Origin of the sequence: Lysinibacillus sp. CNPSo 3705, assembly GCF_028674935.1 — a bacterium.
In the GTDB taxonomy this organism is placed as follows: Bacteria; Bacillota; Bacilli; order Bacillales_A; family Planococcaceae; genus Lysinibacillus.
On record NZ_JAQZSD010000031.1, the window covers coordinates 93418 to 107549 of the forward strand.

Annotated in this window: 10 protein-coding genes and 1 other annotated feature; of the genes, 5 read left to right on the plus strand and 5 right to left on the minus strand. The window is 38.0% G+C overall.

The window, feature by feature from the left end; genetic code table 11:
- Nucleotides 1-32 precede the first annotated feature (32 nt).
- Nucleotides 33-1163 (plus strand): acetylornithine transaminase, encoded by a 1131-nt coding sequence (locus tag PVA17_RS14420; protein ID WP_274068059.1) that lies wholly within the window; start codon nt 33-35, stop codon nt 1161-1163.
- A 377-nt stretch (nt 1164-1540) separates the two neighbouring features.
- Here PVA17_RS14420 and PVA17_RS14425 read toward each other — a convergent pair whose 3' ends face one another.
- Complete coding sequence (locus PVA17_RS14425; protein WP_132357229.1) at nt 1541-2422, minus strand: NAD-dependent epimerase/dehydratase family protein; 882 nt, start codon at nt 2420-2422, stop codon at nt 1541-1543.
- Nucleotides 2423-2518: 96 nt separating this feature from the next.
- Nucleotides 2519-5647: a transglycosylase domain-containing protein gene (locus PVA17_RS14430; RefSeq protein WP_132357228.1), complete on the minus strand. Its 3129-nt coding sequence runs from the start codon at nt 5645-5647 to the stop codon at nt 2519-2521.
- Between the two features lie 102 nt (nt 5648-5749).
- Nucleotides 5750-5953 (plus strand) — a binding site (T-box leader).
- An 83-nt stretch (nt 5954-6036) separates the two neighbouring features.
- Here PVA17_RS14430 and tyrS point away from each other — a divergent pair.
- Entirely contained in the window at nt 6037-7305 is a 1269-nt protein-coding gene (gene tyrS, locus PVA17_RS14435) for a tyrosine--tRNA ligase (RefSeq protein ID WP_274068060.1), read from the plus strand.
- 244 nt (nt 7306-7549) lie between these two features.
- On the opposite strand, the gene PVA17_RS14440 is transcribed toward tyrS, so the two are convergent.
- Nucleotides 7550-8356, minus strand: coding sequence for a cobalamin-binding protein (locus PVA17_RS14440; RefSeq protein ID WP_274068061.1), 807 nt, complete (start codon nt 8354-8356; stop codon nt 7550-7552).
- 114 nt (nt 8357-8470) lie between these two features.
- On the minus strand, nt 8471-9676 hold the full coding sequence (locus PVA17_RS14445; protein WP_132357225.1) for an iron-containing alcohol dehydrogenase: 1206 nt from the start codon (nt 9674-9676) through the stop codon (nt 8471-8473).
- 841 nt (nt 9677-10517) lie between these two features.
- Here PVA17_RS14445 and PVA17_RS14450 point away from each other — a divergent pair.
- The 3 genes from PVA17_RS14450 to PVA17_RS14460 all read left to right on the plus strand — a co-directional run bounded on the left by PVA17_RS14450 (nt 10518) and on the right by PVA17_RS14460 (nt 13008).
- Nucleotides 10518-11105 (plus strand): TetR/AcrR family transcriptional regulator, encoded by a 588-nt coding sequence (locus PVA17_RS14450; RefSeq protein ID WP_132357224.1) that lies wholly within the window; start codon nt 10518-10520, stop codon nt 11103-11105.
- Nucleotides 11106-11108: 3 nt separating this feature from the next.
- Nucleotides 11109-11972, plus strand: coding sequence for a CPBP family intramembrane glutamic endopeptidase (locus PVA17_RS14455; protein ID WP_132357223.1), 864 nt, complete (start codon nt 11109-11111; stop codon nt 11970-11972).
- Nucleotides 11973-12159: 187 nt separating this feature from the next.
- Nucleotides 12160-13008, plus strand: a complete 849-nt coding sequence (locus tag PVA17_RS14460; protein ID WP_274068062.1) for an alpha/beta fold hydrolase — start codon at nt 12160-12162, stop codon at nt 13006-13008.
- 96 nt (nt 13009-13104) lie between these two features.
- Here the strand turns inward: PVA17_RS14460 and rpsD are convergent, their stop codons facing one another.
- Nucleotides 13105-13707: a 30S ribosomal protein S4 gene (gene rpsD, locus PVA17_RS14465; RefSeq protein WP_132357222.1), complete on the minus strand. Its 603-nt coding sequence runs from the start codon at nt 13705-13707 to the stop codon at nt 13105-13107.
- Nucleotides 13708-14132: the final 425 nt, after the last annotated feature.

Consider the following 14132-nt stretch of genomic DNA (forward strand, 5'->3'; position numbering starts at 1 on the left):
TTGTTATAGCAAACTCAGTAGGAGTTGATAAAATGAGTGCTTTATTTGGAAACTATGGCAAGCGCCGCGCCCAAATTGTCAAAGGGCAAGGAACTGTTGTAGAAGATTCGGCTGGGAAAAAGTATTTAGATTTTACAAGTGGAATCGCTGTAGTAAGTCTTGGTCATGCACACCCTGCAATCGTGAAGGCTATTCATGATCAAAGTAAAAAACTTTGGCATATTTCTAATTTATTTGATATTCCCGGTCAGGGAAAGGTTGCGCAAAAATTAATAGCAGATACACATTTTTCTTATGCATTTTTCTGTAATAGTGGGGCGGAAGCAAATGAAGCGGCCATCAAACTCGCACGCAAGCATACCGGAAAAAATCATATTATTACTTTTGAAAAATCCTTTCATGGGCGAACTTTTGGAGCGATGTCCGCAACAGGTCAGGACAGTGTACATAATGGCTTCGGACCGCTTGTTGAAAAATTTACGATTCTTCCTTTTAATGATGTGGCAGCACTTGAAGCAACGATTGACGATTCTGTGGCAGCAATTATGCTTGAAATGATTCAAGGTGAGGGCGGAGTTAATAGTGTATCACCAGAATTTGCTGCAGCAATCGCTAAAGCCTGTGACGACAAAGGAATATTACTAATAATCGATGAAGTTCAAACAGGTATTGGACGAACAGGTACAAGATATGCCTATGAACAAACGATTTTAAAGCCAAATATCGTGACATTGGCAAAAGGGCTAGGTGGAGGATTCCCGGTTGGTGGAATGCTAGGAACAGCCGAGCTATTTGATACATTTAGTCCTGGCACACATGGGACAACATTCGGTGGAAACCCACTTGCGATGAGTGTTGCTGAAACCGTGCTTAATCATGTTTTTGAGCCAGCTTTTTTACAAAATGTGCAGGAGCGATCTTCGTATTTTGTTAAGCAGTTGAAGGAGAATCTACCGTCTACATATACGGTACAAGGCCAAGGCTTACTTCTTGGCATTGGTTGTGGCGATACTGAGGTAGCCTCGTATATAGCTGCAGCAGAGGAAAATGGCTTATTATTAGTAGGGGCGGGACCAAATGTTATTCGTCTACTACCACCATTGACCGTTTCAAAAGAGGAAATAGATGAGGCAATTGCGATTTTAAAAACGATACTGTTATAGTATCTGGACTATTAAAACGATAAAAATGAATCTGCTAGACTTTCTTTGTAAGAAATCTAGCAGATTGTTTTAATGCTTATCAAAAAAGACTTAACAATGAGGTTGATTTCCGTTCTGGCTGGGCGCTTTGTTGTGGCTGCCGCTGCGTTACACTACGCTTTCGTACAGGAAAAATTGTTTCTGCCGCTTCGTTTACACTACGCTTTCGCACAGAAAAAATGTTGCTGCCACTGCGCTTTCACACAGAGCAACGCTTCCTGGGGCGCTTCATCGCTCCAAAGTCTCAGCTAATCCCCAAGGGGTCGCTCAGCCTCCATTCCAATCAGAATACTTTATAAAAAATGTCATCCGCAACTTTTGGGTAGTTTAGTAAAATCCTATTGTAGCTCTTTTACTAAAGTTTTCACTAGAGTAGGGAGCCAATCATGAAGGTGACTAAATGTAAAGCCTGCCGCTTCTGCCTTTGTAGTAGACATATACCAATCTGCCGGAACTCCATATGGTGACTGCGACATTTCATCGTTACCTACCAGAGAAATTTTTGCAGACTTTCCAGTTGTTTCTTCAATAAGCCCGAGCAAATCCTTTAACGAAATTGCACCTGCAGCTGTGGCATTATAAGGTCCTTCAATTGGTGTAATGCCAGCAAAATATAAAAATGCAGCTGCTTCATCATCTGTAATAAAGCTCATCTTTGCTTCGATATTTGGTAATGAAATAGGCTGTTCCTGTAAAACTCGTTCAACATGAAAATGTAAACGGCGTGTATAGTCGTTCTCCCCCATAACAATCGGGAAACGTACAGCGACAACAGGGAATGTGGCTTCTTTGAAAAGTACTGCCTCTGCTTGACGCTTACCCTCTCCATATGAAAAATCTTCACGGTTCCCCATCCGAACTTCATAATCATATGGATTAAAATCTTCTTCTGTTTTGACAATGCCGTCTATTTCGTAGGTTGATAGAGTAGATGTAAAAACGAACTTTTTCGTTTTACCTTCCAAAATTTCACATATTTTATGAGCTTCGTTAGGAGAATAGCAAATATTATCATAGACAATATCCCATGTTGTATTGGATAGTGCCTGTGACAACGAATCGGCATCATCTCGATTAACGATTAGCTGCTTCACCTTTGTGCCAAAAGGATTCCCGCTTTGTCCACGTGTTAAAATAGTTACGCTATGACCGTTTTGAATAAAGAGTTCAACAAGCTTTTTACCAAAAAAACGAGTGCCTCCTAAAACTAAAATGTTCAATTATTTCCACCCCTTCAAATTAGTAGTCCCCTTTATAATGACAAAAAAACAGGCATACTACAATTACTTTTAATTGTAGTATGCCGTGTAAGATGATTATTGGGTAGTCGGTGGATTAGTCGGTGGAGTTGGTTTTCCGTTGTCTCCTCCGTTAGAGCCATTCCCGGTGTTTCCGGAACCATTGCCGTTATTTGAGCCATTGCCGTTATTTCCGGAACCACTGCCGTTATTTGAGCCGTTTCCGTTATTTCCGGAACCACTGCCGTTATTCGAGCCGTTTCCGTTATTTCCGGAACCACTGCCGTTATTCGAGCCGTTTCCGTTATTTCCAGAACCATTGCCGTTGTTTGAGCCGTTGCTATTACTACCATCTGACCCATTGCCATTTTCCGAACCGTTTCCGTTATGGTTCGGGTCATTACCGTTAGTCGGTGGGGTCGTTGAGGGATCTTTTTCTTCCTTGTCTTTTTCAGGCTGGTTTTCATTCGCACTACCACCAGTAGAAACGACATTTGATTGCGCTGAAGTTAAACCTGTAATATCGACAGCGACAACAACATAGGCTTGACCACTTGCTACTGTCATACTTTGTGATGACTCAAGCACTGATCCGACAAGTGTTTTACCACCGTTTGTTACTTTATATATTCGATAACCGACAACATCATTTGAAGAGCCTGTCCAAGATAATGTATTGCCATTAACTGAAGCGGTTACTGCTGCTGGCGAATTGTGATCTGCCGGGAAATCAACAGCTGATACCGATGAATTCGATAATGTTGAATTTTTTGGTAATAAGCTTGCTGGGTTACCGCCAAGTCTGCCTAACATTCGTTTAATAAATGCTTGATTAATACCTGCGCCACCTGGTTTTACAAATTCTGGTGGTGTGTTAGGGAGTGCATTATACGTTTTACCTTTAATCGTCACAACCTTTGAGGAAGCTAAGCTATCATCAGGCTGCGAAGGTAAAAATACTTTCGCGTTAAACAAATCAGAGCGTACGAGACCAGCATTAGCACATGCTGCTGATGGTGCTAAACCAGAAATACCACAAAATGATGCAGTAACAACGTTTTTCGGTTGCTTAAATCTAGTTTTAGGGGAGATTAATTGTGGATCGACATCATACACAGAATTCATTAATGATCCCCATAGCTTGTTAATTCGCACACTAGGCTGTTGATACGTATTATTAAATGTATACAGTGATTGATTGTTATCATAACCCATCCATACACCAAGAGAAACATTCGGGTTATAGCCAACTAGCCAAACGTCTTTATAATTTTGTGAAGTACCTGTCTTAGCAGCAAAGTCAGCAGAGAATTTAAGTGAATTTCTTGCAACTGTACCTGTTCCTTGTGTTAACACATCTCGTAACATATCTGTAACGATATAAGAAGTTTCAGGACTAAACACTTGTTCAGGTTTAACTTCGTGTTTATATATGATATTTCCATTTTGGTCTTCAATTCTATCAATCATATAAGCGTCGATGAATTGACCGCCGTTTGCGAAAGTTGCATAGGCGTTGGTATTCTCTTCAACAGTAATACCATCTTTTACTCCCCCAATCCCAGCTGCAAGGTTTGTAAAGTCATCAGGTTGTAAAGTTGAGATCCCCATTTTTACTAAATAATCGGCAGGACGTCTGTTAAGAATATCATAATATAGACGTAAAGCAGATAAGTTTTGTGAACTAGCTAAAGCTTCACGTGCAGGTATAAGTCCTCGTTCATCGCTACTAATATAGTTGCTCGGACTCCAACTGCCAACAGAGAATTTTACGTCGACTAATGGACTACCTGCACCGATTACACCGTATTCTATTGCAGGTGCATATACGAGTAAAGGCTTCATTGTTGAGCCATTTGAGCGTTTTGCCTGTGTAGCATAGTTATAATTTTTCAATTCAAAGTCACGACCACCGACAAAGCTTAAAATACGTCCAGTATTATTTTCAATTAAAATACTGCCGACCTGTACAGGCATTTGAGTTTCCACTGCTTCACCTGTTGCAGGATCCTTGTCTTTAACGGTGTAAGTATGACCGTAATTTTTGAAGTTTTCCGCTGCTTTTTGCATCGCATCGTACATATCCTTATTTATAGTTGAATAGATGCGATAACCTTTTGAACGGACATCACGATCTGCTAGGATCGTATACTTATCTTTTAATTTTTTTTCATTTTTTAAGCGTTCTGGATCAATACCATCTGCTACTGCTAGTTTTTCAGCAATAATTTCTGTAGCGCGGCTTTCAAGCTCATATGTTAGCCATGGGTAGCGATCCTCTGTGCGCATCTCTGGTGAACGGAAGTCAGCGGTAATATCATAAGCGAGTGCTTCTTTATATTGAGCTTCGTTAATGTAACCTGCGTCTTTCATGCGATAAAGTACAGTTTTCATACGGTCAATACCCTGTTGAAGAGCTTCTTTACTTTTAAGTGCACCCGTATTCGTAAAAGGTGTGTAAGTAAAAGGTGCTTGAGGAATTCCAGCTATATACGCTGCTTGAGGAAGCGTTAAATCCTTTGCTTTTACATTGAAAATACCTTCAGCAGCTGTTTCAACTCCTGCAATGTTTCGACCGGAAGAGTTACGACCGTAAGGAATTATGTTTAAATAGGCCTCTAAAATCTCTTCCTTTTTCATAAAGTGCTCTAAACGCATAGCAAGTAAAAGTTCTTTTGCTTTTCGCTCATAAGATACTTCGTTTGTTAATACTTGGTTTTTTATAAGTTGTTGTGTTAGTGTAGAACCACCAGTTTGAGTGGAAGAGTTTGTGACGTCTTGAAGTAGCCCGCGGATGACAGCTTTCGGAACTATTCCGTTATGTTCACGGAAATATTCATCCTCTGTCGCTAATACCGCATTTATAACATCAGGTGCGATATTGTTTAATGTTGTTGCCCGACGGTCTAAATCTGTCCGTAATTTTCCGATATAAATATCATTGGCAAAATAAATCTCACTTGTTGAATCGTAGTTGAAAATTTCATTTCGTAATTCTTGCTTTGAGCGTAGTGGCTCTTCTTTTACAAGTGACGCAAAATAGCCAGCGCCAACTGACCCGGCAAATACAGTACCTACCAATGCAAAGACTAAAAATAGTAAAAATAAGTTCCAGGTAACACTTCCTGAAATACGTAATTTCTTCATCCATTTTTGTTGAATTAATTCATCGATCTTTGCATTGATTTTCTCAATCCAATCTTTCAATGTATCGACCTCCTAAAATCTTGTCTATTATAGCACATATTGATTTAGGTCGAACATAGTTATTGACAATGAAAAAGAATCGTATAGAATAATGCTTATAGTTTTCTAGTGATGAAGAGCTTGCAGTAGTGTCTATATTCCCTGTTTAGAGAGCCAGCGGTTGGTGAAAGCTGGTCATAATGTAGAGACGAATTACGTGCTTGGAGCTTAGACGTGCGCGCCTGCGATAAAGGCGGTTGAATGAAGAGGAAGATGGATGACATCTTCAAGCCGGGTGGTACCGCGTTAGTTATTAACGTCCCTGCATGCAATGTTTTGCGTGTAGGGACTTTTTTGTTTCTAAAATAATTCTCCCTACACAACATATTAAACACTTAGGAGGAATAAAAATGACGAACGAATTATTACAAGACTTAGAATGGCGCGGATTGTTATACCAACAAACTGATGCTGAAGGTATGAAAAAATTATTAGATGATCAATCTGTTTCTTTATACTGTGGTGTTGATCCAACTGCGGATTCTATGCATATTGGGCATATTGTGCCACTTTTAACGCTACGTCGATTCCAAAAAGCAGGCCACCGTCCGATTTTATTAGTAGGTGGTGCGACTGGTATGATTGGTGATCCATCTGGTCGCTCGGAAGAACGCCAATTACAAACTGTTGAGCAAATTGATAAAAATGTTCAAGGTATCCGTAGTCAATTAGAGCGTATTTTTGACTTCGCAGAAGATGGTAATGGTGCACAATTAGTGAATAACCGTGACTGGATTGGCAATATAAATACGATTGAGTTTTTACGAGATTATGGGAAATTAATTAACGTGAATTACATGTTAGCAAAGGATACGATTGCATCACGCCTTGATACAGGGATTTCATTTACTGAGTTTGCGTATACTTTAATTCAAGGTATTGATTACAATCATTTATACAATCATTACAACTGTCGTATTCAAGTAGGTGGCTCTGACCAGTGGGGGAATATTACAACAGGTTTAGAAGTTATTCGCAAAACACATGAGGAAGAAACGAAAGCTTTTGGTATAACAATTCCTTTAGTAACGAAAGCAGACGGTACGAAATTTGGTAAAACAGCAGGTGGTGCTGTATGGTTAGATAGTAAGAAAACTTCTCCATACGAGTTCTACCAATTCTGGATTAATGCTGCAGATGCTGACGTTGTAAAATACTTAAAAATCTTCACATTCCTTTCTCGTGAAGAAATTGAAGCTTTAGCAGTATCTGTAGAAGAGGAACCACATTTACGTAAGGCGCAAAAAGCACTAGCCGAAGAAATGACTCGCTTAATTCATGGTCAAGAAGCTTTAGACCAAGCAATCCGCATTACAGCTGCTTTATTCTCTGGAGACTTAAAAGCACTTTCTGCTGATGAAATGAAGGATGCGTTTAAAGATGTTCCTTCTATTGAATTGGCGAAAGAAGATAAAAACATTGTGGAATTATTAGTGGAAGCGGGTATTTCACCTTCCAAACGTCAAGCTCGTGAAGACGTAACAAATGGTGCGATTAGCGTGAATGGTGAAAAAGTCACTGCATTAGAATATGTAATTGACGGCAAAGATCGTTTAGAAGATGCATTCAGCATTGTTCGTCGCGGCAAGAAAAAATACCATATGGTGAAGTTTGTTTAATCCGAACAAACATGTCAAACATCCCCTCGAAATTTGAGGGGATGTTTCTTTCTTTTGGTTGAAAAATGGTCAAGGAGCGCTCTTCTATGGGCGAACATTTAGCTGCTATCCTAGCTTTGCATGCGCTGATGCTGCATTTTATCACTATAAATAAGTAATATGCCAGAAAATACACGCTAAATAACCCCCTTACTTTGCTGAACAGCCGCACTTTGTTTAGTAAGACAATGCCACTGACAATTTGCTAGTTAAAAAAACTAGGAAGCTTAACGTGCTTATATTCTTCAGGGTGGAGCATATTCGCTAGCTTTAATGCACCCTCTATGAGGCGTGGTGATGGGCGACAATAAAGCCATTCCTCCATTACGTGAAGCTGTTTCATTTTAACAGCTTGAAGCTCCTGCGCTTGTGCACGCTTTAATAAATTAGCTGGTTGAATACGCTCAAATGCAACCCCTACCCAAGCCATCATAATATAGTCTGGGTCGCGCCTTACAACATCAGCCCAATCAGTTTGCACGCTTGCTAGTTCTACATCTTGAAACAGATTTTGCCCACCAGCAATGGCACTTATTTCAGTTAGCCAATTTATGTTACCTGGTGTAAAGATAGGGTTTGGCCACCACTCCCAATAGAGGGTTGGTTTTTTAGGAATCGTTTGAGCAACTGTGCGAAGACAATCGATACATTGTAAATATTCCTCAGAAATTTCTTGTGCACGTCCTTCCACTCCGCAGGCTTTACCTAAAGTATGGAGATCCTGTGCGATTTCCTCCAATGAATTAGCATTAAAAACAATATGGGGAATATTTCTAGATTGTAACGCTTCAATATTTTTTTCCATGCCAGGGACACTTAAGGATGCGAGTACAAGATCAGGCTGCAACGCCTCTAATGCATCCATATCAATTGATAAATCTGGGCCAAGCTGAGGTAAGTTTTTTACTGTTAATGGCCAATCCGAAAAATCATCGACTCCAACAAGCTGATCAGTCAGGCCTAAATAAGCAACAAGCTCGGTATTACTAGGACAAATTGATATTAAACGCATCTTCTTATCTCCAATTCTTTTTAAGAAAAGTATAGCTAGTGTTGGAATCACATACAATGACAGAATGTTTTTCTCAATAAAAAGGGCATGCCAAGAGACATGCCTTCTGACTTATTAAGAAAGTGCGATAGCTTCGAGTGATTCTTCTTCTTTCGCTACAGGGCCCATCGCATTTGTAATAATTTGTTTAATGTCTTCTAAAATAGCTTTACGTGGGTTTGTTGCAGCACATACATCTAACATTGCATTTTTCGCTAAAATTTCAATATCCTCATCCTTCGCACCTAGTTCGCGGAAGCCACTTGGAATGTTCAAATCGCTAGAAAGATTTTCAATTGCTACAATTGCCTTCTCCGCAGCATCACGTTTACTTAATCCTTCAACGTTTTCACCTAACAATTCAGCAATTTTTGCAAAACGCTCAGTACGTGCTGTTAAGTTAAAGCGGCAAACATGAGGCAATAAAATAGCATTACATACACCATGTGGTAGATTATAGAAGCCACCTAATTGATGAGCAATGGCATGTACGTAGCCAAGTGAAGCGTTATTAAACGCCATACCTGCTAAAAATTGTGCGTAAACCATTTGCTCACGTGCTTCTAAATCAGCACCGTTTGCATAGGCACGTGGTAAATATTCAGGAACTAACTGAAGTACCTTTTCAGCGCAAGCGTCAGTAATTGGTGTTGCGTTTGTCGATACAAATGATTCGATTGCATGTGTTAATGCATCTAAACCAGTTGCTGCTGTTAGAGCAGGAGGTAAGCCAATCATTAGCTCGGGGTCATTAATTGATAGTAGTGGAGTAACATGTTTGTCCACAATAGCCATCTTCACTTTACGAGCTGTATCCGTGATAATCGTGAAGCGAGTCATTTCACTTGCTGTACCAGCAGTTGTGTTAATAGCGATTAATGGCACTAATGGGTTTTGTGATTTGTCAACGCCCTCGTAATCATGAATGCGTCCACCGTTCGAAGCAATAAGTCCGATACCTTTCGCTGCATCGTGTGCGCTACCTCCTCCAAGAGAAACAATCGAGTCACAGTTTTCAGCATGATACACTGTAATCCCATCCTCAATGTTTTGATCTGTTGGATTTGGTTCTGCTTTCGGGAAAATTGCTACATCAATTCCAGCAGCTATAATGATGTTAGCAATTTGTTCAGAGAGACCTAGTTTGTGTAAGCCCTCATCTGTTACGATTAATGTCTTTTTCACTTCTAAATCATTTAAGCGTTTACCAACTTCTTGAATTGCTCCAGGTCCAAATAAGTTTGTTTTCGGCATAACAAATTGCTTTAGAACGTCTGACATATTTCCAACCCCTTTTAAAAAATTGTTATTGCTTGAATGATGGCGAACCACCTTTCGAAATTCATAGTATTCTATTCTTTGTTAAAGTTCAACTCGTATTTTTATTAAAATTGTTAATTTTAGTTGTGTTATTATTTTGCAAAAAAGTTAGTCTTGTTTTTGGGTGATAGAAGGTTTAATTGTCTAAGGGTATTGATTTTAAAAAGATTTAAAAATTGTTTTCCTATGAAAATAAAATATATTTTTTGGAAATGTGTTCTATTTTAAAGGAGAATAGAATAGTAAATAATTGATATTTTGTTTTTACTATAATAGTAGTGGTTAAGTTGTTTTTTTATTGTGTAATTACTATTTTGGTCATAATTTATAGGTATATTCAAAATTATTTGACCCTCCTTTTTAAATTGTTTAAGGAAATCTATAATGCGAGAGTTACATAAAGAATGACCGTATATCCGAGTAATGTGCACATATAGAAAATTGCCGTTGAATCCAAACAGATAGGAGGATAACCGCTGTGAGCATTAAAATGATATACCTCCTGCTTATAATTGGACGCTTTAAAGCTTTTTTCAAGGGAACTAAAAAAACATAATGCCACTATATCGAGCACAGTAAGTTCAGAAACCCCCAATATTTCTTCCTTTGAATTTTTAATCTTTCCTATTTAGACTTCCGTAAAGATAAAAGAATTCCTTTTTCATTTGTAAATATTAATTAATATTTACAAACTGGAATGAAAACTTATTAAAGTTTTTATTTTCTGGGCACTTTGCAGGAATATTTGCCCTTTTATTGAATACTATTTCAATGAAAGTATATTCAATAAAGGGGTGGGGAGATGTCAATTAGACATGAACAAAAAGAACAACGAAGGGCATTGATTTTACAATCTGCATTAGATTTGTTTATTCGGAAGGGGTATGGTGAAACGAAAGTTGCTGATATTGCTAAAGCTGCTAATATGAGCATGGGGTTGCTTTTTCATTATTTTGACTCTAAGGAAAAGCTTTATGAAGAGCTTATTCGTATAGGGTGTGAAAGGCTTCAAATGGATTTTAGTTTTACGAATGAATCCCCATTAGCTATTTTTACAGCCGCTGCTGAGGAGTTGTTTGACATGATTCGTACAAACCCATCTGCAGCAAAAATGTTTGTCCTAATGGAAAATGCACAACATCTTGATTCCTTGTCGGAAGATTTAAAAGAAATGCTTATGGAGGCAGATAAAGTAATAAGAAAGAGTGTTCCATTAATAGAGAAAGGGCAAATGCTAGGTGAAATTAAACAGGGTAAAGCTGAAGCCCTTGCCGTAGCATTTTGGTGTTCTATTCAAGGAATCGCTCAATACATTGCGCTGCATCCCGAAACTCCTTGTCCAAATACGATGTGGGTTATTTCAATCCTTGAAAACAGGGAGGTGGATTGAAAAATGAAAACAAAACGCAACTTAATAATTTTTATAGTTGTTGTTTTGCTATGTGGTTGGCTTGGTGTTTTTGTAGATCGCTTCATCCCTGAACAGCCTAGAGGCGACACGCTTGGAATGGGCATTTGGCTAGTGTTTCCGCTGTTGACAACTATACTATTACGTGCCTTTGCGGGAGATGGTTGGCGAGATATTGGCTTATTACCTAATTTGAAAGGGAACATAAAATGGTATATTGTCTCGCTCCTAGTCTTTCCTGGCGTCACTTCTATAGTATTGTTAGTAAGCGATCTATTTGGCTGGATGGATTTTTCGGATTTTAATTTAGTTGAACTAGTTTCAGTTTTCGTTGGTGGTTTACTTATTCAATTTATTAAAAACTTTTTTGAGGAATCCGTTTGGAGAGGGTATTTGACAAGTAAACTTTTAACGTTAAAAGTAAGTGATTTTCGGTTATATTGTATTGTTGGTGGTGTTTGGGGAGCGTGGCATATTCCGTACTTTTTAGTGTTCCTATCAGAAAGTGATATCTTCAGTGTACTTCCTGTAGATAGATGGCTATTTGCGTTAATAGGTATAGTGACGATGATTTGCTGGACAGTAATGTATACAGAAATTTATTTAATGACGAAAAGTATATGGCCACTTGTCCTTATGCATACGACAGAAGATGCACTTGTAAATCCGCTTATTCTTAATGGCTATATTAAAATTGCCCAAGGGAGAGAATTCCTTGTTTCCCCAACGGCAGGCATTATTACTACAATTCTTTACCTAATGGTAGGGCTTTTATTGCGAACTAAACGAAAAAAGCTGGAGAGGGAAATTGTATCAAAATCAACTACGGCTGTTATCGTGAAAATTTGAATTTTTTTGGCACCGAATTAATTTTGTCTATAGCAATTATTGTTACTACCACTACGTTAGAACGACGTTTTCTCTCAGAGCTGTTGAAATGGTGGAACCAGATAAAAATTTCCAGTTTGGTTCAATTTGAGTATTATTAAACTAACGATGCAGGTGCAGGATAGTTTAATAAGAAAGGGAGATAACAGTGGGATATTGGGAAAAGGAATTACTTAATACATCACGTGGGACCTTTGAAATATTTATCAAGGGAGAAGGGAAACCACTTTGTATGACCCATCATTACTCTGTATTTAATCGGACAGGAGATTATTTTGCGGAGACATTTACAAAAACAAACAAAGTATTTTTAGTAAATTTAAGAGAGGCAGGACATTCAGAAAAAGCAGTAGAGCCTTATCAACTGAGTATGTTGGAATCGATATTCGATTTAGAAGCTATACGTGAAAAATTAGGATTTGTTAAATGGGGATTTGCAGGGCATTCAACTGGAGGTATGTTAGGAATAATTTACGGAATATATTTTTCAAATAGCCTAGATTTCAATGTAATTGTCGGAGCAGCTGCAAGAGAATATATGACATTTTCAAAAGATTGTATTTATAATCCCGAACACCCTAAATTCAACAGAATGCAAGAACTGATTGAAATCTTAAAACGCCCAGATTTACTAACAGAAAAAAGAAATAAACTAAAAGCTGAAAGGACGAAGCTATCTTTATTTGAGCCTGATAAATATGATGAACTTTTTTCTCTAAGTATAAGTAAGGAAATATCTGCAATTCGTTTGAACTTTTTTAGTCGAGAATTGCAAGTATATGATGTGTCGAAAAAGTTAGGATTTATAGTAACGCCAACTTTAATAATGTGTGGTAGATATGATGTACAGTGTCCTGTAATATATTCTATTGAAATGCATGATAAAATAACGAACTCAAAATTAGTTATTTTTGAAAAAAGTAACCATTATCCGTTCTTGGAGGAATCAGAGAGATTTGTGGATGAATATAAGTTGTTTATAAAGGAGCAACCATAATATTTAGCATCGTCGATAAAAAGCAAAAACCCTAGAGAACCTTAATGTAAAAGGCTTTCTAGGGTTTTCTAAACTACTCTTTGCAGAGCAATTTAATTAACGAGAGTAGTACTCTACGATGAATGCTTCGTTGATTTCAGCTGATAATTCAGAACGCTCTGGTAGGCGAGTGAATGTACCTTCTTTTTTGTCTGCATCAAATGTTAAGTAGTCAGGTACGAAGTTGTTTACTTCGATTGCTTCTGCTACTACAGCAAGGTTTTGAGATTTTTCACGAAGAGAAATCGTTTGACCTGGTTTTACGCTGTATGATGGGATATCAACGCGTTTGCCATCTACTAAGATGTGGCCGTGGTTTACTAATTGACGAGATCCACGACGAGTACGAGCTAAACCTAAACGGTAAACTAGGTTGTCAAGGCGAGTTTCAAGAAGGATCATGAAGTTTTCACCGTGTACACCTTTCATTTTACCAGCGCGGTCAAATAGAGTACGGAATTGACGTTCGTTCATGCCGTACATGTGACGAAGTTTTTGTTTTTCTTGAAGTTGTAAACCGTATTCTGATAATTTTTTACGTTGGTTTGGACCGTGTTGACCTGGTGCGTAAGGGCGTTTTTCGATTTCTTTACCTGTACCGCTTAGTGAGATACCAAGACGACGTGATAATTTCCAAGATGGACCTGTATAACGAGACATAGTGTTGTCTCCTCCTTTAAATTTGGTTTTTTTGTTGTAAAACAAAAACCAGTAGTACCCATTCTTATACGCATTTTATTTTCATGTATTTTCGCCTATGCAGCCTTTAGGTTACGCAATACACCATCTATTTGTTTAGTTATACTAAATAGAATAGAGGAATAAAATACAGTAATAAGCTTATACCACTGCTGCGTTTATTTTACACAAACTCCATTGTAACGGCTTATTACATAGACGTCAATTATTAGACTAACTATTTTCGAAAAAAGGGTAATAGTATAAATTTCCTCTTTATACATATTTCGAAACGCAAGAGTAGTTAATGGTACAGTGTGGAATGTAAAATGTAAAAGTAAAATAGAATAACATAGTCAAAATGACACAAATTATGTATACTATACTATAAGTTAATAGTATTGATT